The organism is Streptomyces sp. NPDC085900 (genome assembly GCF_044540925.1).
Lineage (GTDB): Bacteria > Actinomycetota > Actinomycetes > Streptomycetales > Streptomycetaceae > Streptomyces > Streptomyces gilvifuscus.
Genome location: NZ_JBITSP010000002.1, coordinates 237895 through 261956, shown reverse-complemented (window position 1 = coordinate 261956; position 24062 = coordinate 237895). Strand labels below are relative to the sequence as shown.

Sequence of the window (24062 nt, the reverse complement as noted above, 5' to 3'; positions counted from 1 at the left end):
ACGGGCGCCGCGCCGCGCCCCGACCCGCCCGTTCCGCTCAGCGGCACAGCGGGCGACAGGCCCGCCCCCGCCCAGCAGGCTGTGCACGTCACACCGAGAAGCGAGAGCCGAGAACCGTGCACCAAGCACCGTGCACCAAGCACCGTGCACCGAAAGCCCGGAACCGCACGGGGCGACCGCGATCCGAACCACGACCTACGGGGGGCCACCATGGAGTCGTCACCGACACGCGCGGTGCGCGGTCAGGGGCGTTCGCGCGACCGCCGTGCCGACCCGCTGACCCGGATCAGGGCCGAGTTCGACGGCGTGCACGGCGTGTGGCGCTCGGCCGGCGGCGAGGTGTGCGTGGCCGATCCCGAGGCGGTCCGGGCGGTGATGGGCAACCGGCACGGCACGGTGGCGGAGACGTCCGACTTCTACCACAACCGGCACGGCGTCTTCGGTCCGCGTTCCGCGCAGATCGCCATCGGGCGGGCGGCACGCGACCTGATACGACGTCACCTCGACCTGCGAAGCGCCGAGTTGCCCCGCCTGGTCGCCGAACGGCTCGCACCGCACAGCGAATGGCCGGACGCCGGCAACCTGCTCGTCCTGTCGCACCTGCGCGACGTGCTGGTGCACCGGGACGCACCGGCCCGATTGCACACGACGGTGGAGGCCATCGTCGCCCGCGCGGTACTGGCGGGCGCGCGGGAGCGCCACTCGGTTCCGTCCCGGCTGCTGTTCCGCCGCCGTGCGCTGCGAGCCCTGCGGGAGGAGGTACGCGCCCGGCGGGACCGGCCCGACGGTCCCGCCGCACCACGCGACCTCATGGACGTGGTGGTCGACGGGGGCGGAGCGGCGGCCGATCCGCGGGATCTCGTGGAGGTCTACCTGTCGTTCCTGTTCGCCGTGGTCGGGTCGGTCGGGTTCGCGCTGGGCTGGTCGGTCCACCTGATGGGCACGCATCCGGACCGCGTCTCGGCGGACCCGAGCTGGACGGTGCGCGAGGCACTGCGGCTGTGGCCGGTGGCGTGGCTGTTCGCGCGTACGCCGAGCCGGGCGCAGGAGTTGGGCGGGACGCGGGTGACGCCCCGGGACCGGCTCGTGGTGTGCAGCTTCCTGGTGCACCGGCATCCCGGGCACTGGGACCGGCCCGACGAGTTCGTCCCGCAGCGCTGGGCCACGGGGGTGCCCGACGCCGCGTACCTGCCGTTCGGGCACGGTCCGCACACCTGTGCCGGCGCGACCGTCACCGTGCGGCTGCTGGAGGACCTCGTGGGTCTGCTCTCCCGTGACTGGCGTGTGTCGGTCACCCCTCATGACGGCGCCGGACCCCAGGTGGGTGCGGCGCTGGCTCCGCCGCGGTTCACCGCGACGCTGAGCCGTCCCGACGGCTGCCCGGGAAGGAGGTGAACCCGCATGCGCGCGCTGTACTTCAAGACCAAGTCGGTCCTCAACGTCCGCAAGGTCTACTCGCACTTCTGGTACCTGTACCACCACATCTGACCGGCCCTGCGCGGGGAGGCGCCCCACGGTCGGCTCCCCGCGCCCCACGAGGGGAACGCTCACGATGACCACCCCGCAGCACCCCGAGGACTTCCTGCACTCCATAAGGCGGCGCAGCGCGCGGGAGAACGGGATCTTCCAGTTCGACGACCAGCGGCTCGGCGTGTTCGAACCGGAGGCGGCGCGCCGGGTCAGCGCCACGAACTGGCACCGGTACGTCATGCACGACCGCCTGGTCGACCTGCTGCGCCGGCGACGCAGCCCCGAGATCCTGTGGAGCCGGGTCCGCTCCGCCTGGATGACCCGCCTGCACGCCCTCGCCACGGCCGAGCACCAAGGTCTGCTGGTGGAGCGCATGGAACGGATCATGGACGAGCGGCTCGGGGAGGACGTCGACCTGACCATGCTGATGCAGGACGTGACGCTGCGCTCGCTGCTGCCCGTCGCGCTCGACGGCCTCACCTCCGCCGAGGAGGCTCTGGTCCGCCGGGACCTGGAGATGAAGCTTTCGCGGCTGGTCTCGCCCGAGCCGGGCGGCCCCTGGCACCACCTGCGTCACATCGTGGTCCAGATCCGCGCGGGCCTGGTGGTGCGGCGGGTCCTGCGGCAGCGCGCCGACGGACGGCGCCGACGTGAGCCGGACCTCGCCGACCCCTTCGTGGACCTGCTGCCGGAACTCGGCATGGACCGCGCGCTGGACGTCGTGACCACCGTCCTGACCGCGATCGGCGGCCCGCCCGGCACCGCCGCGGCGAGCCTGCTGTACGAGTTCGTACGGCATCCCGAGTGGCAGCGCCGGCTCGCGGACGAACTGTGTGCCGTCGATCCGGTGGAGTTCCGTACGGCGCCCACCCGGGTGGCCCCGGTGACCCACCGGTTCGTGAAGGAGGTGCTGCGGTTGTGGAGCCCGCCATTGCTGCTGGTGCGGCGCTCCACGTACGCGTTCGACCTGGGCGGCGCCCGGCTGGAGCCGGGGCAGTGGTACCTGCTGAGCCCGCACCTCATCCACCGCGACGAACGGGTCTGGAAGCAGCCCGACGTCTTCGACCCGGACCGCTTCCTCCCGGGCGCCCCGCACGGACCGGCGGACCGCACGAGTTACGTGCCGTTCGGCTGGGCGCCGAAGAAGTGCGTCGGCGCCAACGTCGGCACGTTCCAATTGATGGTCCTGTGTCACCTGCTGTGCACGCGCTACCGCCTGACGGTCCGCAGGCCGGACGGGATCACGATGGCGCTGCGCTTCGCACCGGTGCCGGAGAACTTCCGCGGCCGGCTGACCCTCCGGTGACGGCGCCGCCGGGTGCGGCCGGTCCGTCAGGAGCCCGCCAGGAAGGTGAGGCGCACCTTCCGGTCGGCGTTGTCCCTGTTGGTGTCCACCAGGCACACCGACTGCCAGGTCCCCAGCTCCAGTCCGCCGTCCACCACGGGCAGCGTCGCATGGGGAGGTACGAAGGCCGGCAGGACGTGGTCGCGTCCGTGGCCGGGGCTGCCGTGGCGGTGCTGCCAGCGGTCGTCGGCCGGGAGGATGGTGTGCAGGGCGGCGAGGAGGTCGTCGTCGCTGCCGGCGCCGGTCTCGATGATCGCGATGCCGGCGGTGGCATGGGGCACGAAGAGGTTCAGCAGGCCGTCGCGCCCGCGGGCCACCTCGCGCAGGAAGGCCTCGCAGTCTCGGGTCAGGTCGGCCACCCTCTCCGTGGAGCCGGTGGTGATGTTCAGGACTCGGGTGGTGAAGGCATCTGACATGCCCCCCATCCTCACCCATGTGCCGTTCCGCGCGCCCGGGACCGATCGGGGGAAGATCCTCGACCTCCCCCGGGTTGGTAGAAACGTGAACAACACGCGCGAGGTCGAGGTCGTCGTCACGGGTGCCGGCCAGGCCGGTCTGTCCAGCGCCTACCATCTGCGCCGCACCGGTTTCGAACCGGAGCGGGACTTCGTCGTCCTCGACCACTCCCCCGGGCCGGGCGGAGCCTGGCAGTTCCGCTGGCCGTCGCTGACGTACGGCAAGGTCCACGGGATGCACTCGCTGCCCGGCATGGAGCTGACGGACGCCGATCCCGCGCGCCCGTCCGCCGAGGTGATCACCGAGTACTTCGCGGCCTACGAGCGCCGCTTCGACCTGCGCGTGCACCGGCCCGTCGACGTGCGGGCCGTGCGCGAGGGCGAGGGCGGGCGGCTGCTCGTCGAGACCTCGGACGGCAGCTGGTCCACGCGGGCGCTGATCAACGCCACCGGCACCTGGGACCGGCCGTTCTGGCCGCGCTATCCGGGCCAGGAGACCTTCCGGGGACGGCAGTTGCACACCGCGCAGTACCCCGGGCCCGAGTGGTTCGCGGGCAGGCGGGTGGTCGTGGTGGGCGGCGGGGCCTCGGGCACCCAGCACCTGCTGGAGATCGCCGGCCACGCGGCCGCCACCACCTGGGTGACCCGGCGTCCGCCCGTCTTCCGGGAGGGCCCCTTCACCGAGGAGGTGGGCCGTGCGGCGGTCGCGCTGGTGGAGGAGCGAGTGCGTCAGGGGCTGCCGCCGCGGAGCGTGGTCTCGGTGACCGGGCTGCCGCTCAACGACGCGATCCGGCAGGGCATCGCGGACGGGGTCCTCGACCGCCGGCCCATGTTCGACCGGGTCACGCCCGACGGCGTGGCGTGGGCCGACGGACGGCACGTCGAGGCGGACGTCATTCTGTGGGCCACCGGGTTCCGGGCGGCCATCGACCACCTGGCGCCGCTGCGGCTGCGCGAGCCCGGCGGCGGTATCCGCGTCGACGGCACGCGCGCGGTGGCCGACCCGCGCGTCCATCTCGTCGGCTACGGCCCGTCGGCCAGCACCATCGGCGCCAACCGGGCCGGCCGTGCGGCCGTACGGGACATCAGGCGGCTGCTGGCGAACGAGCCGGTGGCCGCCTGACGCTCCGCCGGTTCACCTGGCCGGGCTCGCGCTCTTCCGAAGGGCGTTGAACTCGGCCACGTTGCGCTGGTGTTGGGCGAAGTCGGCGGTGAAACGGGTGTCGCCGGGCTTGACCGTCACGAAGTACAGCCAGTCCCCCGGCGCCGGGTTGATCGCGGCGCGCATCGCTTCCTCGCCCGGGTTGTCGATGGGCGTGGGCGGCAGGCCCATGCGCTGGTAGGAGTTGTACGGGCTGTCGATCCGGGTGTCGTTGGTGTGCGTCCTGAGCGTGGAGCGGTTGAGCGCGTAGTTGATGGTGGAGTCCATCTGCAGCGGCATCCCGCGCTCGAGCCGGTTGAAGATGACCCGGGCCACCTTGGCCATGTCCGCCTTGGAGGCGGCCTCGGCCTGCACGATGCTGGCGATGGTGACCGCCTGGTAGACGTTCATCGCGTTGCGCTGAGCACCGGCCGCGACCGGGGCGCCGTTGAACTTCTTGTCGGCGGTGTCGACCATGAACGACAGCAGGGTCTCGGGCGTCGCCTTCTTGCCGCTCAGCTGCAGCGGGTACGTCGCCGGGAAGAGGTAGCCCTCCGGGTTGCCCTCGGCATCGCTCGGGAGCTTCAGCTTGGCCTTGGCCAGCGAGTTCCTGGTGCTGCCGGGAGGCAGGGCGAGTGCCTTGTCCACGGCGTCGTAGACCTGCCCCGCACGCCAGCCCTCCGGGATCACCAGGGACGAGGGCTTGACGTCCTTCTCGCTCTCCAGGCTCAGCAGCGGCACCGCCACGGCGGTGCCGGCCACGACGGCTCCGGTCGCGATGAGGGCGAGCCGGCCCCTGCGCGTCAGTCGAATCGTTCTCCGTGGCGGAGTGTTCAGGTACATGCGGGCACGTTAACCCGCATATCGTCACAATCCCGGCATATTTTCAGCTTGTCGGTTCCAGTTGGGCATCCCGGCGTACCAGCGCCGCGTACCGGCCGTCGCGGTCCAGCAGTTGCTCGTGTGTGCCCCGCTCGGCCACCCGCCCGGAGTCGAGGACCACGATCTGGTCGGCGGCGCGGACGGTGGACAGGCGGTGGGCGATGGTCAGCGTGGTGCGGTTGGCGGACAGGGCGTCGATCGCCTCCTGGACGGCCGCCTCGGTGCGCGTGTCCAGGGCGCTGGTCGCCTCGTCGAGGATGAGCACCGGCGGATCGCGCAGGATGGTGCGGGCGATGGCCAGGCGCTGCTTCTCGCCGCCGGAGAAGCGGTGGCCGCGCTCGCCGACGACCGTGTCGTAGCCGTCGGGCAGGGCCGCGATGTGGTCGTGGATCTGGGCCGCCTTCGCCGCCGCGTGCAGCTCGTCGTCGGTGGCGTCGGGCTTGGCGAAGCGGAGGTTGTCCGCGACGGAGGCGTGGAAGAGGTACGTCTCCTGGGAGACGACGCCGACCGCGCGGGCCAGGGTGTCGAAGTCGAGGTCGCGCACGTCCACACCGTCCAGGGTGACCCGGCCTCCGGTGACGTCGTACAGCCGCGGGACGAGATAGCCGAGCGTCGACTTGCCGGCGCCGGTCGGACCGACGACCGCGAGGCTGCTGCCGGCCGGGACGGCGATGTCGATGCCGTCGAGGATGGGGGCGCCCTGGTCGTCGTAGCGGAACTCGACATCCTCGAAGCGGACCTCGCCCTTGATCCGGTCGAGGTGGACCGGCTCGTCCCGCTCGGTGATGTCGATGGGCAGGTCCAGGTACTCGAAGATGCGCTGGAAGAGCGCGAGCGAGCTCTGGATCTGCACGCCGGTCGACAACAGGCTCACGGACGGCCGGAACAGGCCCTGCTGGAGGGAGACGAAGGCGACGATCGTGCCGATGGAGATGTCGGGGCCGCCCGCCTGGAGCGCGATGCCCGCGGTCCAGTAGATGACGGCCGGCATGGCGGCCATGACGATCGTGATGACGGCCATGCGCCAGCGCCCGGCCATGTTCGACCGCACTTCGAGGTCGACCAGGCCCTCGGACTCCTCGGCGAAGGACTGCGTCAGCGAGTCGGAGCGGCCCATGGTGCGGCCGAGCAGGATGCCGCTGACGGAGAGCGACTCGGTGACCGTGGCGGCCATCGCGGCCATCTGCTTCTGGCGCTGCGTGGTGATCTTCTTGCGTTCGTTGCCGACGCGGCGGCTGATCCAGACGAAGACCGGGAGCAGCAGCAAGGAGACGAGGGTCAGGCGCCAGTCGAGGGCGACCATCGCGACGATCGTGGCGACCACGCTGGTCACGTTGGAGACCAGGGAGGTGGCGGTCGAGGTGACGGTGGCCTGCATGCCACCGATGTCGTTGGCGATGCGGGACTGCACCTCGCCGGTGCGCGTGCGCGTGAAGAAGGCCAGCGACATGCGCTGCAGGCGGCCGTAGACCGAGGTGCGCAGATCGTGCATGACGCGCTGGCCGACGGTCGTGGAGATCAGCGTCTGCAGCACGCCGAAGACGCTGGTGAGCACGGCGCTGGCGATCATGCCGAGCGCGAGCAGGCTGAGCAGGCCCGTGCGGCCCTGCGGGATGGCGACGTCGAGGGTCGCTTTCAGCAGGAAGGGCGTGGCCACGGAGACGAGGGACGCGGCGCCGACCAGGAGGCCGACGATCGCCAGGCGTCCCCGGTAGGGACGGAAGAGGTTCAGGATGCGGCGCACCTGCCGGGGTTGCTCCTTGGCGTCGGCCGGCGGTGTCCAGCGGGGTTCTCGATCGGGATGCATGGGCTCCTGCGTGAGGTGAGGGAACGGTGAGGACGAAGACTTGCGGAGCTTAGCTCATTGTTACCTATGCTCACAATGAACTTCTTCCTGATATTGTTCCCGGCATGACCACCCCCGATCCCGACGGCCTGCTCGCCGAGCAGCTGCTGCGCTTCACCCGCCGGGTCCACCGCATCCAGAAGTGGCACGTCGAGCAGTGCGGCCTGGGGGTCACCCCGGCCCAGTCCCGGCTGCTGCGCACCCTGGCGCACTACAGCACACCACCGCGCATGGCCGATCTCGCCGAGCGCCTGGAGGTGGTCCCGCGGGCGGTGACCTCGCTGGTCGACGGCCTCGAGGCGAGCGGCAAGGTACGCCGGGTGCCGGACCCGACGAATCGCCGGGTGATCCGGATCGAGGTCACGGACGACGGCCGCAAGGCGCTGCGCGAGCTGCGGAGCGCGCGGAGGTCGGCCGCGCAGGAGATCCTCGCGCCGCTGACCAAGGAGCAGCGCGAGGTGCTGGGCGGGTTGCTGGACACGCTGGTGGACGGGGCGCCGGAGGGCGGACGGCACTGCGGATAGCGTCCGCCGGGTGCGGCACGTCGGCGGGCGCGGGTGCGTGGGGCTGGTCGCGCAGTTCCCCGCGCCACTGAGGTGGGACCACTGCATGTCCCTTGAGGGGCGCGGGGAACTGCGCGACCGGCCACCGACCACCCGCGCCCGCCGCGAAACAGGAACCCCTTGGCTACTGGGCCACGGCCACCGGCACCGCCTCCTCGCCGGCGACGGCCTCGCCGTCCAGCACCTTCCTCGCCCGCTCCAGATCCAGCGCCCCCTCCCACCGCGCCACCGCGAACACCGCGACACAGTTGCCGAGCAGGTTCGTCACCACCCGCATCGAGTCCATGATCCGGTCCACGCCCAGCAGCAGCGCCACCGCGCCGGCCGGGATCGCGCCCAGCGAACTCGCCGTGGCGGACAGGGCGAGGAAGGCCGAACCGGGGATGCCGGCCATGCCCTTGCTGGTGAGCATCAGCACCACGACCACGGTGATCTGCTGGCCGGGGCTCAGGTCCACGCCGACGGCCTGGGCGATGAACAGGGTGCCGATGGAGAGGTAGAGCGAGGCGCCGTCGAGGTTGAAGGAGTAGCCGGTGGGAAGCACCAGGCCCACGGCATCGTCGCGGGCGCCGGCCCGCCGCAGCTTCTGCATCACGCGCGGCAGCACGGACTCGGTGGACGCGGTGCCGAGCGCCAGCAGCATCTCCTCGCGGATGTAGCGCAGGAACTTCCACAGGCTCAGCCCGGTGACCACGCGCAGGGCGACGGCGAGCAGGACGACGAACAGCGCGGCGGCGGCGTAGCAGAGAACGATCAGCTTGGCGTACGTCTCGATCACACCGAGCCCGTACTGGCCGATCAGGACGGCCATCGCGCCGAACACGGCGATCGGGGCGAGCCGCATGACGAAACCGACGACGGCGAAGACGACCTCCTGCGCCTGCTCGATCGCGGGAAGTACCTGCGGGACCCTGGCATGGCCGAGGTGCAGCAGCGCGGCGCCGACCAGACAGGCCAGGACGAGCACCTGGAGCAGGGAGTTCTCGGCGAAGGCGCCGACGAAACTGGTCGGGAGCGCGTTCAGGACGAACTCGGTCGTCGACGGCAGCGATCCGCCGCCGGTCTTCTCGTCGACCGCCTTGGCGCTGAGCGTGGACGGGTCGACGTGCATGCCCGAGCCGGGCTGGACGACATTGGCGGCGAGGAGCCCGATGATCAGGGCGAGCGTGCTGGCGACCTCGAACCAGACGAGCGCCTTCAGCCCGATCCGGCCGAACGCCTTCAGGTCACCGGCCTTCGCGATGCCGACGACGACCACGCAGAACACCAGCGGCGAGATGATCGTCTTGATGAGCCGGGTGAAACCGTCGCCGAGCGGCTGCAGATCCGCGGCGAAGCCGGGCCACAGCCGCCCGACGACGATTCCGAGTACGAGCGCGCAGAGGACCTGCGCGAACAACGAGGTACGCAGCGTGCGTGCGAGGCGTCGCGGGGTGGAGGGGACGGACGACGGCACGGGCACTCCTTGAGGGGGGACGGCGGTCACGCAGAAGTCCCGGGGGGAGAGCGGTTACTTCTGCGATACGGAAAGCGGCTTCCGTGCCGATCACTCTGGAGGTGCCGTTGATCACGCAAGCGAACTGCGTGTTTCAGCCCCGTAAATCACACCGCATGTGGCGCACCGCACACACCCGCCTCAGCAGTCGTTCCGATCCTCGGTGAGCACCCCCTGGACGGCGGTGAGGGTGCGGTCGTAGCAGCCGCCGGAGCCGTACAGCCGGTAGCGCTCGCTCGTCGTGCCGACCGCGTGGCGCTGGTCGCGCGGCACGTTCAGCGTCCAGGCGGCGTCGCCGGAGACGGTGTCGTCGAGGCGCGACCGGACGGTCCGCCGTCCGCCGGACGACGAGAGGACCGCGGCCCGGTCGCCGAGCGACAGCACGGTACGCAGCCGGTCGTCCGCGCCGATCGTGATCGAGCCGTCCATGGTGTACGTCCGGTGCGTGGCCGTCGTCCGGGCCGGCCCGCGGCCGTCGACGGTGACCGACTCGTCGTCCGTCCACGTGGCGTCGAGGGCGTCCGTGTTCTCCCCGTCGGTCCACACGTGCTTCGAAGTGTTCGCGAGCGAGCGGCTGACGGTCGTCGTCACCCGGCCGTGGGAGGTGTCCACGTACCCGGCCACGGTCAGCCGGTGAGCGGCGTCGGTGTCCACCCGCTCCGGTGAACCGGCCGTGTAGGTGGAGGAGTTGGCGAGGTCACCGGCCTTGTGCACGGTGAGCTTCCCGGTCACCTGGGCGCTCTTCGCGTCCTGCCACACGAGCACGTCCACCGGCGCGCTCCAGCCGCTCTGCCCCTCGGGCACGCCGACGACCGAGACGTCGACGCGGTGCGGCCGGCCGTCGTTCAGGAGCCCGGCGAAGGGGGTGAGGTCGTACTCGATCGGCTTGACGTCGAAGGCCCGCGGGCCCGGAACGACGTACCAGAGGAAGGGGTTCGACCAGCCGCCGGTCCACACGTGCGGGAACGGCGCGGCGATTCCGGCCAGTTGCCCGTCGACCTTGATCTGCACCTCACGGTAGGGTCCGCCGTCGGCCTGGCAGGAGTACGGCGCCTTGTCCGGCACCGCCAGGTACCAGAACTCCTCGCAGCCGCCGCCCGATCCGGTGGCGTACACCTCGGCGAGAATGCGTTCGCTGTTGCGCGGCGTGGTCAGGGTGTTGCCCTCGCCGAGGGTGAGAACGCGGTCGGGGGCGGCGGCCGGCTTCCCGGCGTAGAAGGTCAGCGTCACCTTGACGTCGATGACGCCTGTGTAGGTGTCGTCGACGACGTTCCCGATGAGCATCTCGACGTCCTGCTTGCCGCGGAAGGTGTCGCTGTAGCGCGTGACGTCCTTCTCGACGGACCACGCGATGCCGTCGGGCGACGGCTCCGGCGTGGAGGTGCGCAGGATCTCGACCCCGCCGACGTGCAGATAGCCGAGCCGGTCGTACTGCCGGCCCTTGACCTTGCCGTCGAGCCGCAGCACGACCTTGCTCCAGCGGTCGCCGCAGCCCTTCGGCGGGGTGTACGTGCCCCGGTAGGGGGTGAAGTCCCGGAACTGCGCCTCGGCGAGGGTGACTTGGCAGGACTTGCCGGACGGCTTCTCGATCGGCGGTGCCGCGGTCACCGGGTCGTGCCAGTCGGTGCCGAACTCGGCGGGGACGTCGGCGGACTGCGCCGGGGCGGCCCCGAGGAGGGTGCTCGCCAGGAGGGTCGCTCCGGCAAGCATGGACATGACGATCCGTCTCTTCATGGCCGGTGTTCTACGGCGAGTCGGCACCGTGTGGCAATGACGCCTCCGGCGCGGGGGCTAGCTTTCCAGGCCGGCCCTGTCCCCCATCACCACCACCGGATGGCGGTCGGGGTCCAGCGTGCGCAGCAGGTACTCCATCGCCGGCCTGGACAGGCTGACGCAGGCCGAGGTGCCGCTGCCGTGGTCCATGTGCAGCCAGATGCCGCCGCCCTTGGACTGGCCCTCGGGCCGGGCCGGGTCGTTGGGCGGAGCGCCCTTGACGCGATTGTAGTCGATGGCGATGACGTAGTCGAAGTCGTGCCAGTGCGACTCGGCCCACCAGCGCGGGGCCGCGAAGGACGCGTCCCGCGTGTACGGCAGCCGGGCACCGGGATCCGGCAGGACACCGCCCGCGTCGGTGAGGGTGAACACGCCGACGGGGCTGCGCCGATCGCCCTCGTGATGGTCGGCCGTCCAGCCCTTCTTGCCGTTGTGCGCCGGCCAACTGCGCGTCTCCTCCCAGGCCGAGCCGCGCTTCGTGTACAGGACGACCTTCGAGTCGGGCGAGTCCCTGCCCTCTCCGTAGACGGCGACGACCTGGCCGGTGTCGGCGGGAATGCGCCGCCCCAGCCGCTCGCCGACCCCCGGGATGCCGCGGTGCGCGGGGATGTCGGCCGCCTTCCCGGCGGCCCCCGTCCGTCCGGTTCGTGGTGGGGTCCCGCCGTGCCGGGCGCCGCCGCATGCCGCCAGTGCGGCGAGAAGTGTTCCCGTGGCCGCCAACGCGATCGCCGCGCGCGGCACACCGTTCATTCGCATCGCCCCATTTTGTACGGCGGCGGGGAAAACCGTTTGCCATTGACCACGCTGCGAGGCGAACCTGTCACGGTTTGCTGCCGCCGAACGCGGTTTCCACCCACCCCTGCCACGAGCCACTGGGACGACAGTCGTCATGCAGATCCAAGACCTTCCGTATCCCGATCCGGGCGTGCCGGACGCGCGCTCGGGTCCCCGGTTCCTGTGGTGGCTGGGCCGCAACCAACTGGGCGGCCAGTTCAAGGCCCTGGCCTGGGGGCTGCTGCACTTCGTGGCCGTCTCCGCGCTGCCGTTCTGCGTGGGCCTCGCCGTGCAGGCCGTGGTCGACCGCTCCGGCCGCCGACTGGCGCTGACCGGCGGGCTGTTGCTGCTCGCCGGCGTGTGCGTCGCGGTGGGCGACACCTTCCTGCACCGCGCCGCCGTCACCAACTGGATCACGGCCGCCGCCCGCGTCCAGCAACTGCTCGCACGCAAGGCCGCCGTACTCGGCTCGGCCCTGACCCGGCGGGTCGCGGCCGGCGAGGTCGTGGCCGTGTCCACCGGCGACGTCGAGAAGATCGGCTGGTTCGTCGAGGCCGTCTCCCGGTTCACCGCGGCGGCCACGACCGTCGTCCTGGTCTGCGTCGCCCTGCTGGTCTACCAGCCCGCGCTCGGCGTGCTGGTCGCCGCCGGTCTGCCGCTGCTGGCGGTGGCGGTGCTGCCGCTGCTGCCCCGCGCCACCCGGCGGGCCGACGTCCAGCGCGAGAAGGCCGGACGGGCCACCGAACTGGCCTCGGACACCGTCGCCGGCCTGCGCGTGCTGCGCGGCATCGGCGGCGAGGAACTCTTCCTCGACCGCTACCGCCGCGCCTCCCAGGAGGTCCGCCACGCCGCCGTGCGCAGCGCCCGCATGTGGTCCCTGATCTCCGCGATCCAGGTCCTGCTGCCGGGTCTGCTGCTGATCGCCGTGGTCTGGTACGGCGTCCACCTGGCCCGGCAGGGCCGCATCACCATCGGTGAACTGGTCACCGTCTACAGCTCGGTGATGGTCCTGACCTACCCACTGCGCCACTTCGAGGAGATCGCGATGGCGTACTCCTTCTCGCGGCCGTCGGCCAAGCGGGCGGCCCGAGTGCTGTCGCTCGAACGGGCCACGGACACGGGGGGCGCGCGGCAGGGCGACGCACCGGCCGGCGACCTGTACGACCCCGCGACCGGTCTGCTGGCCCCGGCCGGCCGGCTCACCGCGGTGGTGTGCGGCGACCCGGACGCGGCGGGACTGCTCGCCGAACGGCTGGGCGGACACCCCGCCGAGCCGGGCACGTCGGTGCTGCTGGGCGGGGTGCCCCTCGACGAACTGCCCCTGGACACCGCCCGCGCGACCGTGCTGGTCCAGGACAAGGACCCGGTACTGCTGTCCGGCTCGCTGCGCGAACTGCTGGACGTGCCCGCCTCCGGTGCCGTCGGCGCGCGGGACGCGTTGGCGGCCGCCCAGTGCGCGGACGTCCTGGAGGCCCTGGCGCAGGGGTCGTTGAACGCCGAGGACCCGATGGACATCCGGATCACCGAACGCGGACGGTCCCTGTCCGGCGGGCAGCGCCAGCGGCTCGCCCTGGCCCGTTCGCTGGTCACCGACCCCGAGGTGCTGGTCCTGGACGAGCCGACCTCGGCCGTGGACTCGCACACCGAGGCGCGGATCGCGGAGGGACTGCGCGCTGTGCGGCAGGGGCGCACGACGGTGGTCTTCACCTCCTCGCCGCTGCTGCTGGACCGCGCGGAACGGGTCGTGCTCGTGCACGAGGGCGAGGTGACGGCGATCGGCGTGCACCGGGAACTGGTACACACCAAACCCCGGTACCGGGCCGTCGTGACCCGCGAGACCGACGAAGAGGCCGCCCTGAACGGCGCGCTCGAGGAACTGAACGCACTGGAAGAGATCGAGGAGACAGCATGATCGGCGTGGCGCCACCGGCCTACGATCCGGCGGCCCCGACCACGGCGAACACCCTGCCCGTCGGCGCCCCGGCGACCGTACGCGCCTACGTGGCCGAGCTGTTCCGCCGGCACCGCCGTGCCTTCCTGGTCCTGATCGCCGTCAACACGGCGTCCGTCCTCGCCTCGCTGGCGGGCCCGTGGCTGCTCGGCGACCTCGTGGAGCGGGTGTCGGACGGTGCGCGGGAACTCCATCTCCCCCTCACCGTCTCGCTGTTCGTGCTCGCGCTCGCCGTGCAGGCCGTCTTCGTGCGGCAGGTGCGGCTGCGCGGCGCGATGCTCGGTGAGCGGATGCTGGCCGACCTGCGCGAGGACTTCCTGGTGCGGTCCGTCGGACTGCCGCCGGGCGTCCTGGAACGGGCCGGCACGGGCGACCTGCTCTCCCGCATCACCACCGACATCGACCGGCTCGCCAACGCGATGCGCGAGGCCGTGCCGCAGCTGGCGATCGGCGTGGTGTGGGCGGTGCTGCTGCTCGGCGGCCTCGTCGTCACGGTGCCGCCGCTGGCGCCCGCCGTACTGGTGGCCGTGCCGCTGCTGGTGATCGGCTGCCGCTGGTACTACAAGCGGGCGCCCCACGGCTACCGCTCCGAGGCCGCGGGCTACGCCGCGGTGGCCGCCGCCCTCGCCGAGACGGTCGACGCCGGCCGCACGGTCGAGGCCCATCGCCTGGGCGCCCGCCGGGTCGAGCTGTCGGACCGCCGGGTGCGCGAGTGGACCGCCTGGGAGCGCTACACCCTGTGGCTGCGGTCGGTGCTCTTCCCGGTCATCAACCTCACCCATGTGACGGTCCTCGCCTCGGTGCTGATGATCGGCGGCTGGTTCGTCCTGCGGGGCTGGATCGGCGTGGGCCAGCTGACCACGGGCGCGCTGATCGCGCAGATGCTCGTCGACCCGGTGAACCTCATCCTGCGCTGGTACGACGAACTCCAGGTCGCCCAGGTCTCGCTGGCCCGCCTCGTCGGGGTCCGGGACATCGAACCCGACGCCGGGGAGGACGCGCTCTCCCCGGACGGCCGTGACCTCCACGCCGACCGGGTGCACTTCGGCTACCGCGAGGGCGTGGACGTACTGCGCCAGGTGTCCCTGGACGTCGCTCCCGGCACCCGGCTGGCACTGGTCGGCCCCTCGGGCGCCGGCAAGTCCACCCTGGGCCGGCTGCTCGCCGGGATCTACGCCCCGCGGACCGGACAGGTCGCCCTCGGCGGCGCGGAACTGTCCCGGATGCCCGCCGAACGCGTCCGCTCCCATGTGGCCCTCGTCAACCAGGAGCACCACGTCTTCGTGGGCTCCCTGCGCGACAACCTCCTGCTCGCCCGGACCGACGCCGACGACGCCGAGCTGTGGGCCGCCCTGGGAGCGGTCGACGCGGACGCCTGGGCGAGGGCGCTGGACGACGGTCTGGAAACCGAGGTCGGCTCCGGGGGCCTGGCGCTCACCCCGGCCCAGGCCCAGCAGATCGCGCTGGCCCGCCTGGTGCTCGCGGACCCGCACACGCTGGTCCTGGACGAGGCGACGTCCCTGCTGGACCCGCGTGCGGCCCGGCATCTGGAGCGCTCCCTCGCCCGCGTCCTCGACGGGCGCACGGTGGTCGCCATCGCCCACCGTCTGCACACCGCGCACGACGCGGACGTGATCGCCGTCGTCGAGAACGGCCGCATCAGCGAGCTCGGCAGCCACGACGAGCTGGTCGCCGCTCAGGGGGCCTACGCGGCGCTGTGGCGGTCCTGGCACGGGTGAGGCCGGAGCGGGAGGCCGCCGGACGGGGGTTGGCGGGGCGGGGACCCCGGGTGGTGGGGCCGCGTGGGCGCGGCAGGTGCCGCGCGGGCCCGTCGGCCGTGGTCCCCGGCCTGCTCGGGCCGTGGCGTTGCGCGGTGCCGATCGACAGTGGAAGTCTGGATACCGGCACCGGCTCGGGGAGTGTCCCGAGGACCCTGCGGTCCGCACGGGCACGGCCTGTGCTCCGCGCACCGGCGGCCCGACGCCGGGCCAGCCCGGAACGCGCCCGTCCCCAGCACCTGGAGGTACCCCGTGAACAGCGCCGAGGGATGGGGGGACGACGTCTACCAGCCCGACGGATCCGACCAGCGGGAGGACACCGGGCTGCTCGACTCCGAGGACACCCTGGAGTACGACGGTGTCGAGGACCCCCTCGACCGCGGCTGGTCCCCGCCGGACCGGCCCTGGGCGGTGGAGCGCGCCGACGTGACGGCGGCGGAGCGGCACCACGGGGAGACGCTGGAGGAGCGTCTCGCCGAGGAGCTCCCGGACCTCGTCGCGCCCGACGGAGACGGACTCGGCGACTGCGACGGCACCGACGGGGAGCTGCTGGACAACGAGGTCGGCGCCGTGCGCTCCGGCCGCCTCGTGGCCCCCGACGAAGGTGCGCACGAGGACGAGGAGAGCGCCCTGATCGCCACCGACGTGGGCATCGACGGCGCGGCGGCGTCCGCCGAGGAGGCCGCGATGCACATCGTCGACGAGGACTCGCTCTACGGCTGACCTGTCCGCCGCCCCCACCGCGCACGAGGAGCACGTATGCAGCAGGACAAGCACCCCGACTACCACCCGGTCGTCTTCCGGGACCGAGCCGCGGGCTACGCCTTCCTGACCCGGTCCACCGCCACCAGCGAACAGACCATCGACTGGGACGACGGCGAGACCTACCCGGTCGTGGACGTCGAGATCTCCTCGGAGAGCCACCCCTTCTACACCGGCAAGGCGCGGACCGTGGACTCGGAGGGCCGCATCGCCCAGTTCGAGCGGCGCTACGGCGGCGGGTCGGGCCAGGGCGGCGAAGGCTGAGGCCCGCGGCTCCGCCCGCCCCACCGGCCCCTCACGGTGAGGGGCCGTCTGCCTCAGATGAAGTTCAGGGCGGCCGCGCAGCCCACCCCGCCCAGCAGCATGAACGCCGGCATCAGCACCTTCAGCTCGACCCAGCTGCCCGCCCGGAACCGCATGATCTTCGGCGGGCCGACCGGGTACCAGCGCTTGCGGCCGACCGGGATCGGCCACAGGATCGGGCAGCCGGAGACCGTCAGCGCGTCCCCGATGTCGTGCACGATCGCACCCAGCACGATCGGCAGCCCCAACCACAGGTACGCCTGGCCCGGCTCGGTGAACAGCCAGTGGGAGCCGTTGCCCGGCTTGTCCAGGACCCCGGCGAGGATCCAGGCGCTGGTCGCGGCCAGCAGCCAGACCAGCACGTCGCTGCTGGAGCCGCGCGCCGCCCGCCACAGCAGCCCCTCGATGGCCAGCACCATGTGGACGAAGAGGATGGCCAGCACCGCCCAGCGACCGCCGCTGATGGCCGCGGCCGACGAACCCGCACCGATCAGCACCGCCCACAGCCAGGTGTGGGTGAGCGTGCGGTGGCCGCCGGAGCGGCGCGGGTCGCCCTGCTTCCTTGTCGACTTGTAGACGGCGTAGGACAGCTTGTCGACGATCTCGCACAGCCCGCGGGACAGGGGCCCGAAGGACCTGGAGATGGTGGCCGCCTTGTGGTCCAGGTCGGGGGCGAGGGCCGCTCCGGCGCAGATCAGGGCACCGACAAGGAGGACCGGCCAGGGCATCGAGTGCCCGGTCGCGGCGGCCGCCGCACCGACGCCGAGCCAGGCCGCGGCCCCCGACAGTGAGTGTGCTGGTCCCATCATGGCCGTTCCCCGCCCCATTCCTAATGTGCCGCTGTCCAGTTGACCGGGTGCGCTGACGCTCCGTCGGCGTCACAGCGTACTGCTCGTGATCTTCGCAGCAGCATCCGATTCCCCGATGCGGGAGGACGCCAGGCAAGATGGGTCCGTGACACTCATCGATCAGCTGCCGCCCACCGCCGACCCCGACGCTCTCTACGAAGCCTTCGAGTCGTGGGCCCAGGAGCGCGGCCTGACGCTCTACCCCCACCAGGAGGAGGCGCTGATCGAGGTGGTCTCCGGCGCGAACGTGATCGTGTCGACGCCCACCGGCTCCGGCAAGAGCATGATCGCGGCGGGCGCCCACTTCGCGGCCCTGGCCCGCGACGAGGTCACCTTCTACACGGCGCCGATCAAGGCGCTGGTCTCGGAGAAGTTCTTCGAACTGTGCAAACTCTTCGGCACCGAGAACGTCGGCATGCTGACCGGCGACGCCTCCGTCAACGCCGACGCCCCCGTCATCTGCTGCACCGCGGAGGTGCTGGCGTCGATCGCGCTGCGCGACGGCAAGGGCGCCGACGTCGGCCAGGTCGTCATGGACGAGTTCCACTTCTACGCCGAAGGCGACCGCGGCTGGGCCTGGCAGATCCCGATCCTGGAGCTGCCGCAGGCGCAGTTCATCCTGATGTCGGCGACGCTGGGCGACGTCTCCTTCTTCGAGAAGGACCTCACGCGCCGCACCGGCCGCCCCACCTCCGTGGTCCGCTCGGCGACCCGCCCGGTCCCCCTCTCCTACGAGTACCGGCTCACCCCGCTCACCGAGACCCTCACCGACCTGCTGGAGACCAGGCAGGCACCGGTCTACATCGTGCACTTCACCCAGGCGCAGGCGGTGGAGCGGGCCCAGGCGCTGATGAGCATCAACATGTGCTCGAAGGAGGAGAAGGAGCAGATCGCCGAGCTCATCGGCAACTTCCGCTTCACCACCAAGTTCGGCCGCAACCTCTCCCGCTACGTCCGGCACGGCATCGGCGTCCACCACGCCGGCATGCTGCCCAAGTACCGGCGCCTGGTGGAGAAGCTCGCCCAGGCCGGTCTGCTGAAGGTCATCTGCGGCACGGACACGCTGGGCGTCGGCGTCAACGTCCCCATCCGCACGGTGCTGTTCACGGCCCTGACCAAGTACGACGGCAGCCGCGTGCGCACCCTGCGCGCACGCGAGTTCCACCAGATCGCCGGCCGCGCCGGGCGGGCGGGCTTCGACACGGCGGGCTTCGTCGTCGCGCAGGCACCCGAGCACGTCATCGAGAACGAGAAGGCCCTCGCGAAGGCCGGTGACGACCCCAAGAAGCGGCGGAAGGTCGTCCGCAAGAAGGCGCCGGAGGGCTTCGTCGGGTGGACGGAGAACACCTTCGAGAAGCTCATCGCCTCCGAGCCTGAGCCGCTGACCTCGCGTTTCCGGGTGACCCACACGATGCTGCTGTCGGTCATCGCCCGCCCGGGCAACGCCTTCGAAGCCATGCGGCACCTGCTGGAGGACAACCACGAGCCGCGCAAGCAGCAGCTGCGGCACATCCGGCGGGCGATCGCCATCTACCGCTCGCTGCTGGACGGCGGCATCGTCGAGAAGCTCGAGAAACCGGACCCCACCGGCCGCATCGTCCGCCTCACCGTCGACCTGCAGCAGGACTTCGCGCTCAACCAGCCGCTGTCCACGTTCGCGCTCGCCGCGTTCGAGCTCCTCGACCCGGACTCCCCGTCCTACGCCCTGGACATGGTGTCCGTCGTCGAGTCGACGCTGGACGACCCCCGGCAGATCCTCGTAGCCCAGCTGAACAAGGCCAAGGGCGAGGCCGTGGCGGCGATGAAGGCGGACGGCGTCGAGTACGAGGAGCGCATGGAGCGCCTCCAGGACATCTCCTACCCCAAGCCGCTGGAGGAGCTCCTCTTCCACGCCTACAACACGTACCGCAAGAGCCACCCGTGGGTGGGCGACCACCCCCTGTCGCCGAAGTCCGTCATCCGCGACATGTACGAACGGGCCATGTCCTTCACGGAGCTGGTGTCCTTCTACGAGCTGGCCCGCACCGAGGGCATCGTGCTGCGCTACCTGGCCAGCGCCTACAAGGCCCTCGACCACAACATCCCGGACGACCTGAAGTCCGAGGACCTGCAGGACCTGATCGAGTGGCTCGGCGAGATGGTCCGCCAGGTCGACTCCAGCCTGCTGGACGAGTGGGAGCAGCTGGCCAACCCGGAGGAGATGACCGCCGAGGAGGCCCAGGAGAAGGCCGACGAGGTCAAGCCGGTCACCGCCAACGCGCGCGCCTTCCGGGTCCTGGTCCGCAACGCCCTCTTCCGCCGGGTCGAACTCGCCGCACTCGACCAGGTCGAGGAACTGGGCGAGCTGGACGGCGAGAACGGATGGGACGCCGAGGCGTGGGGCGAGGCGATGGACAAGTACTGGGACGAGTACGACGACCTCGGTACCGGTCCGGACGCCCGCGGCCCCAAGCTGCTGGTGATCGAGGAGGTGCCCAAGGAGGGCGTCTGGCGCGTCCGGCAGATCTTCGACGACCCGAACGACGACCACGACTGGGGCATCAGCGCCGAGGTCGACCTCGCGGCCTCCGACGCGGAGGGCCGTGCGATCGTCCGCGTCACCGATGTCGGTCAGCTGTGAGCCAAGGAGCCACCCCCGCATGACGAACCCGGCCGAGAGCCTCGTCGACCTGCTCGACCTGGAGCAGATCGAGGTCAACATCTTCCGTGGCCTGAGCCCGAACGAGTCCCTGCAGCGGGTCTTCGGGGGCCAGGTCGCGGGCCAGGCGCTCGTCGCCGCCGCCCGCACCACCGACGGCGAGCGCCCCGTGCACTCGCTGCACGCGTACTTCCTGCGTCCGGGCCGGCCGGGTGTGCCGATCGTGTACCAGGTCGAACGGGTGCGGGACGGCAGGTCGTTCACCACGCGCCGGGTCACCGCCGTGCAGCAGGGCCGCACGATCTTCAATCTCACCGCCTCCTTTCACAAACCTGAGGAAGGGCCCTTCGAGCACCAGCTGCCGCCGGCCCGCAAGGTCCCGGACCCGGAGTCCCTGCCGACGGTCACCCAGGAGATCCGTGAGCATCACGGCGCGCTGCCCGAGCAGTTGGAGCGGATGGCCCGCCGTCAGCCCTTCGACATCCGTTATGTGGACCGGTTGCGCTGGACGCCCGAGGAGGTCGAGGACGCCGAGCCGCGCAGCGCCGTATGGATGCGCGCGGTCGGGCCGCTCGGCGACGACCCGGTCGTGCACACCTGCGCACTGACCTACGCCAGCGACATGACCCTCCTGGACGCCGTCCGCATCCCGGTCCAGCCCCTGTGGGGGCCGCGCAGCTTCGACATCGCCTCGCTGGACCACGCCATGTGGTTCCACCGGCCGTTCCGCGCCGACGAGTGGTTCCTGTACGACCAGGAGTCGCCGGTCGCGGTCGGCGGCAGGGGCCTGGCCCGTGGACGGATCTACGACGTGGAGGGCCGGCTGCTGGTGTCCGTGGTCCAGGAGGGTTTGTTCCGCCGGCTGTAGTTCACGCGTTCCTGCGGCACAGCCGGCCGAGCAGGCCGCGGGGCCGTCGCTTCTCCGCGGCCCGGCTGGTGCTGGTGCGGCACGGCGGGTGGGGCGGGCGGCCGCTGTGGTCGGGCCGGCCTGTGGGCAGGAGCGTGTGGGGACGCGGGGCGGGGTGCGGGCTGGGCGGCCCGGGCCTCGCTGACCGCCTGTTCCAGGTCGGCGCGGTACCAGGCGATCTCGTCGGGGTCGCCGGCCCGCAGGATCCGCTCGGCCACCTGCGCGGTGGGCGATTCGGGGGCGCCGTACGTCATGGGCTTGGGCAGGAAGCGGTTCAGGTGAGCGCGCTCGTAGGGGTCCGGCACGATCTCCGCGAGCTGGGCCGGATCGAGCAGCGAGGCGACGGCGGCCGCCTGTGCCCACGGATGGCCGGCGCTCTGCCGCCGCAGGAAGCCCAGGTGCCGTACCCGCCAGTTGCGTGCCCGGACGTCCAGGCCCTCCTTCAGCTGCTCGCGCAGCCCCGGCGGTGTGCGCCCGCTCAGCAGGGACGCGTTGTCCTCGTCCGCCGCGAACTGCTCGAGTTCCTCGGCGAGATAGAGCCAGACCACGGCTCGATAGCGGTTGAGATAGAACTTGACCGGCACGACGACACCGAGCCGGGCCAGCCGCGTGAACCGGCTCAGAGGCACGTCGAGCAGGCCGGCGCCCTCCTTGGTGCCCACGGTCTCGACGCGTTTGCGCAGGGTCTCGGGAAAGCCCTCCCCGGCACGCAGCCGGTCGACCTCGTCGCGTGGGACGCGCCGTCCGCCACCGCCTTCGTCGGGGACGGTCCGGATGTGTCCGAGATGAACGGCGAGGTCGAACTCGCCTCGTTTCAGGCCCAGTTCCCGAGCCGCGCGGCTGGGCGTGCAGGTCGTGCGGGCAGGTGGCGTGACGATGTTGCCTGACATGGCTGGTCTCCCCCGTGGAGTCGGTGGTCCGGGCCGTCCGCGCGGCCTCGGAAAAAAACCGTAGCCGTTTCGGCGGATCTTGTGGCGGCCTGTGGATAACTCCACGGGAGAGGAAAAACCTGCAGGTCAGAAGTCTTTTGGCGAGGTCGGGTCGGGCTGGCGGGCCTCGATGTCGAGGTGCTCGCCGACCCGGTTGACGAGCAGGGTCATCTCGTAGGCGATCTGCCCGATGTCGGCCTCCGCCGCGCTGAGCACGCACAGACAGCTGCCGGAGCCGGCCGCGGTGACGAACAGCACGGCGTCGTCGAACTCCACCATCGTCTGACGCACTCCGCCCGCGCCGAAGTGGCGTCCCGAGCCCTTGGCCAGGCTGTGCAGTCCGGACGAGACGGCGGCGAGATGCTCGGCGTCCTCCCGCCGGAGGCCCGTACTGGCGCCGGTGACCAGTCCGTCGTTGGACAGGATCAGGGCGTGCCGCACCTGCTCCACCCGCTCGGTCAGATCGTCCAGCAGCCAGCCGAGTGTCTGGTTCTGCACCATGGTCGAAAGCTCCCCGTGTCACGACTCCCCCTGGCCGGAGGATCTGCCCGTCAGCCTTCCCCACACCAGGCCCACGAGCAAGGAGGATGGGTGCATGGCACAGAAGATGACCGATGAGGAATGGCGGGCATTCGTCTCGTACGGCACCCGCACCGCGAAACTCTCGACCGTCCGGGCCGACGGGAGCCCGCACGTGACGCCGATCTGGTTCGTACTGGACGGGGACGACGTCGTGTTCAACACCGCGAAGACCAGCGTGAAGGGCCGGAATCTGGCCCGCGACGGGCGTGCCGCGCTGTGCGTGGACGACGACCGGCCGCCGTACGACTACGTCGTGCTGCAGGGCCGGGCCCGGATCTCGGAGGACCCGGAGGAACTGCGCTTCTGGGCCACCCGCATCGGGGCCCGGTACATGGGTGAGGAGCGGGCGGAGGAGTTCGGGGCCCGCAACGGCGTACCCGGCGAACTCCTCGTGCGGATGGCGGTCGACAAGGTGCTGGCGGAGAAGGCCGTCTCCGGCTGACCGTCCACCGGGGGCGCGGGGCCTCAGCCGACCGAGTCGAGCAGCCGGGCGGTGTGCATCCGCCCGGCGTACTCGACGAGCCGGATCAGCACCTCCTTCCCCGAGTCCCGGTCCCGGGCGTCGCAGAGCACCACCGGCGTGCCCCGGTCCAGGTCGAGGGCGCGTGAGACCTCCTGGGCCGAGTACTCGCGGGCGCCCGTGAAGCAGTTGACGGCCACCACGAAGGGAATGTGCCGGTGCTCGAAGTAGTCGACCGCGGGGAAGCAGTCGTCGAGCCTGCGGGTGTCGGCGAGGACCACGGCGCCCAGCGCCCCTTGCGCCAACTCGTCCCACAGGAACCAGAAGCGGTCCTGACCCGGTGTGCCGAAGAGGTAGAGGGACAGGCCGGAGCGGATGGTGATGCGGCCGAAGTCCATGGCGACGGTCGTCGTGACCTTCTGGTCCACACCGCCGGTGTCGTCCACCGACTGACCGGCCTCGCTGAGCAGTTCCTCGGTGCGCAGCGGCTTGATCTCGCTGACCGCGCCCACCAGGGTGGTCTTGCCCACGCCGAACCCGCCGGCGACCAGTATCTTCAGCGCGAGCGCGGCCGTGTCGCCGCCCTGGGCGTCGGAGTGCTCGGACTGCTCGGGGTGCTCGGAGATCATCGATCACTTCTCTCGGGTGTACGGAAACGGTGGGCGTCCCTGCGCGTCTTCACGAGCGCCTCGCCCTTCGAGGCTGTGGGCCGGGGTGGTTGTCGGCGTTCGTCTACAGCGCCCGCAGACCTTCGATCACTTCGCGCAGAATCCGTTCGTCGGGAAGCTGGGCGGGCGGTACGGGTCGGCTGACGGTGACGCGGCCGAACTCCAGCAGGTCACCGAGGAGTACCCGGACCACGCCCACGGGCAGGTCGGCGCCCGCGGCGAGTTCGGCCACCGACTGCGTCTCCGTGCGGCACAGGGCGATCAGGGTCCGGTGTTCCGGGCCGAGCGCGGCGTCGTCCGCCACGCCCGGTGCGCCGGGGTCAAGGGTGACCAGGGCGATCAGGTCGAAGCGGACGCCGGTCGGCCCCGGCCGGGTCCGCCCGCCCGTCATGGCGTACGGCCGCACGAGCGGCCCGGCCTCGCCGTCGTACCACTGACTCCCCGGCTGCCCCGGGACGCCGGTCGTGTCGGTGTTCATGTGCGAGGACCGCC

Annotated in this window: 22 protein-coding genes; 11 read left to right on the top strand and 11 right to left on the bottom strand. The window is 71.5% G+C overall.

Features of this window, described 5'->3' with window-relative positions; translation table 11 throughout:
• Positions 1 to 210: 210 nt before the first annotated feature.
• Positions 211 to 1395, top strand: coding sequence for a cytochrome P450 (locus tag ACIGDI_RS05975; RefSeq protein WP_399891075.1), 1185 nt, complete (start codon positions 211 to 213; stop codon positions 1393 to 1395).
• 157 nt (positions 1396 to 1552) lie between these two features.
• Positions 1553 to 2776 carry a cytochrome P450 gene (locus ACIGDI_RS05970; protein ID WP_399891073.1) on the top strand — a complete coding sequence of 408 codons (1224 nt, stop codon included), beginning with the start codon at positions 1553 to 1555 and terminating at the stop codon, positions 2774 to 2776.
• Positions 2777 to 2802: 26 nt separating this feature from the next.
• On the opposite strand, the gene ACIGDI_RS05965 is transcribed toward ACIGDI_RS05970, so the two are convergent.
• Positions 2803 to 3231 (bottom strand): YjbQ family protein, encoded by a 429-nt coding sequence (locus tag ACIGDI_RS05965; protein ID WP_399891070.1) that lies wholly within the window; start codon positions 3229 to 3231, stop codon positions 2803 to 2805.
• 85 nt (positions 3232 to 3316) lie between these two features.
• Between ACIGDI_RS05965 and ACIGDI_RS05960 the strand changes: the two genes are divergently transcribed.
• Positions 3317 to 4393 (top strand): NAD(P)-binding domain-containing protein, encoded by a 1077-nt coding sequence (locus ACIGDI_RS05960; RefSeq protein WP_399892948.1) that lies wholly within the window; start codon positions 3317 to 3319, stop codon positions 4391 to 4393.
• A gap of 12 nt (positions 4394 to 4405) precedes the next feature.
• On the opposite strand, the gene mltG is transcribed toward ACIGDI_RS05960, so the two are convergent.
• Together mltG and ACIGDI_RS05950 are read right to left on the bottom strand one after the other, a co-directional pair.
• Positions 4406 to 5254 (bottom strand): endolytic transglycosylase MltG, encoded by an 849-nt coding sequence (gene mltG / locus ACIGDI_RS05955; RefSeq protein WP_399891067.1) that lies wholly within the window; start codon positions 5252 to 5254, stop codon positions 4406 to 4408.
• Between the two features lie 43 nt (positions 5255 to 5297).
• Positions 5298 to 7100 (bottom strand): ABC transporter ATP-binding protein, encoded by a 1803-nt coding sequence (locus tag ACIGDI_RS05950; RefSeq protein WP_399891064.1) that lies wholly within the window; start codon positions 7098 to 7100, stop codon positions 5298 to 5300.
• Positions 7101 to 7204: 104 nt separating this feature from the next.
• On the opposite strand from ACIGDI_RS05950, the gene ACIGDI_RS05945 reads away from it, so the two are divergent.
• The gene (locus tag ACIGDI_RS05945) at positions 7205 to 7663 is read left to right on the top strand and encodes a MarR family winged helix-turn-helix transcriptional regulator (protein ID WP_399891061.1); all 459 of its coding nucleotides are present in this window, start codon (positions 7205 to 7207) and stop codon (positions 7661 to 7663) included.
• A 163-nt stretch (positions 7664 to 7826) separates the two neighbouring features.
• On the opposite strand, the gene ACIGDI_RS05940 is transcribed toward ACIGDI_RS05945, so the two are convergent.
• From ACIGDI_RS05940 to ACIGDI_RS05930, 3 genes are all read right to left on the bottom strand, one after another.
• The gene (locus ACIGDI_RS05940) at positions 7827 to 9158 is read right to left on the bottom strand and encodes a cation:dicarboxylate symporter family transporter (protein ID WP_399891057.1); all 1332 of its coding nucleotides are present in this window, start codon (positions 9156 to 9158) and stop codon (positions 7827 to 7829) included.
• Between the two features lie 180 nt (positions 9159 to 9338).
• Positions 9339 to 10931 carry a peptide-N4-asparagine amidase gene (locus ACIGDI_RS05935; protein WP_399891054.1) on the bottom strand — a complete coding sequence of 531 codons (1593 nt, stop codon included), beginning with the start codon at positions 10929 to 10931 and terminating at the stop codon, positions 9339 to 9341.
• 57 nt (positions 10932 to 10988) lie between these two features.
• On the bottom strand, positions 10989 to 11726 hold the full coding sequence (locus tag ACIGDI_RS05930) for a L,D-transpeptidase family protein (protein WP_399891051.1): 738 nt from the start codon (positions 11724 to 11726) through the stop codon (positions 10989 to 10991).
• A 133-nt stretch (positions 11727 to 11859) separates the two neighbouring features.
• Between ACIGDI_RS05930 and ACIGDI_RS05925 the strand changes: the two genes are divergently transcribed.
• The 4 genes from ACIGDI_RS05925 (at position 11860) to ACIGDI_RS05910 (ending at position 16499) form a co-directional block, all read left to right on the top strand.
• Positions 11860 to 13656 carry an ABC transporter transmembrane domain-containing protein gene (locus ACIGDI_RS05925; RefSeq protein ID WP_399891048.1) on the top strand — a complete coding sequence of 599 codons (1797 nt, stop codon included), beginning with the start codon at positions 11860 to 11862 and terminating at the stop codon, positions 13654 to 13656.
• The gene (locus ACIGDI_RS05920; RefSeq protein ID WP_399891044.1) at positions 13653 to 15434 is read left to right on the top strand and encodes an ABC transporter ATP-binding protein; all 1782 of its coding nucleotides are present in this window, start codon (positions 13653 to 13655) and stop codon (positions 15432 to 15434) included. The genes ACIGDI_RS05925 and ACIGDI_RS05920 overlap by 4 nt, the downstream gene beginning before the upstream one ends.
• A 291-nt stretch (positions 15435 to 15725) precedes the next feature.
• On the top strand, positions 15726 to 16196 hold the full coding sequence (locus ACIGDI_RS05915; RefSeq protein WP_399891041.1) for a DUF5709 domain-containing protein: 471 nt from the start codon (positions 15726 to 15728) through the stop codon (positions 16194 to 16196).
• Between the two features lie 36 nt (positions 16197 to 16232).
• The gene (locus tag ACIGDI_RS05910) at positions 16233 to 16499 is read left to right on the top strand and encodes a type B 50S ribosomal protein L31 (RefSeq protein WP_399891038.1); all 267 of its coding nucleotides are present in this window, start codon (positions 16233 to 16235) and stop codon (positions 16497 to 16499) included.
• Between the two features lie 53 nt (positions 16500 to 16552).
• On the opposite strand, the gene ACIGDI_RS05905 is transcribed toward ACIGDI_RS05910, so the two are convergent.
• The gene (locus tag ACIGDI_RS05905; RefSeq protein ID WP_200699319.1) at positions 16553 to 17347 is read right to left on the bottom strand and encodes a metal-dependent hydrolase; all 795 of its coding nucleotides are present in this window, start codon (positions 17345 to 17347) and stop codon (positions 16553 to 16555) included.
• A 145-nt stretch (positions 17348 to 17492) separates the two neighbouring features.
• Between ACIGDI_RS05905 and ACIGDI_RS05900 the strand changes: the two genes are divergently transcribed.
• A complete protein-coding gene (locus tag ACIGDI_RS05900) occupies positions 17493 to 20006 on the top strand; it encodes a DEAD/DEAH box helicase (protein ID WP_399891035.1) in 2514 nt (837 codons plus the stop codon).
• Positions 20007 to 20025: 19 nt separating this feature from the next.
• Positions 20026 to 20892: an acyl-CoA thioesterase II gene (locus ACIGDI_RS05895; RefSeq protein WP_200699317.1), complete on the top strand. Its 867-nt coding sequence runs from the start codon at positions 20026 to 20028 to the stop codon at positions 20890 to 20892.
• On the opposite strand, the gene ACIGDI_RS05890 is transcribed toward ACIGDI_RS05895, so the two are convergent.
• Together ACIGDI_RS05890 and ACIGDI_RS05885 are read right to left on the bottom strand one after the other, a co-directional pair.
• Entirely contained in the window at positions 20829 to 21821 is a 993-nt protein-coding gene (locus ACIGDI_RS05890) for a DUF6397 family protein (protein ID WP_399891032.1), read from the bottom strand. The genes ACIGDI_RS05895 and ACIGDI_RS05890 overlap by 64 nt on opposite strands.
• Before the next feature lie 126 nt (positions 21822 to 21947).
• A complete protein-coding gene (locus ACIGDI_RS05885) occupies positions 21948 to 22361 on the bottom strand; it encodes a roadblock/LC7 domain-containing protein (RefSeq protein WP_200699315.1) in 414 nt (137 codons plus the stop codon).
• Positions 22362 to 22455: 94 nt separating this feature from the next.
• Here ACIGDI_RS05885 and ACIGDI_RS05880 point away from each other — a divergent pair, with 94 nt between their 5' ends.
• Positions 22456 to 22884, top strand: a complete 429-nt coding sequence (locus tag ACIGDI_RS05880) for a PPOX class F420-dependent oxidoreductase (RefSeq protein ID WP_399891029.1) — start codon at positions 22456 to 22458, stop codon at positions 22882 to 22884.
• A 23-nt stretch (positions 22885 to 22907) separates the two neighbouring features.
• On the opposite strand, the gene ACIGDI_RS05875 is transcribed toward ACIGDI_RS05880, so the two are convergent.
• Together ACIGDI_RS05875 and ACIGDI_RS05870 are read right to left on the bottom strand one after the other, a co-directional pair.
• A complete protein-coding gene (locus tag ACIGDI_RS05875) occupies positions 22908 to 23531 on the bottom strand; it encodes an ATP/GTP-binding protein (RefSeq protein ID WP_200699313.1) in 624 nt (207 codons plus the stop codon).
• Between the two features lie 103 nt (positions 23532 to 23634).
• Complete coding sequence (locus ACIGDI_RS05870) at positions 23635 to 24048, bottom strand: DUF742 domain-containing protein (protein WP_390629720.1); 414 nt, start codon at positions 24046 to 24048, stop codon at positions 23635 to 23637.
• Between the last annotated feature and the right edge of the window lie 14 nt (positions 24049 to 24062).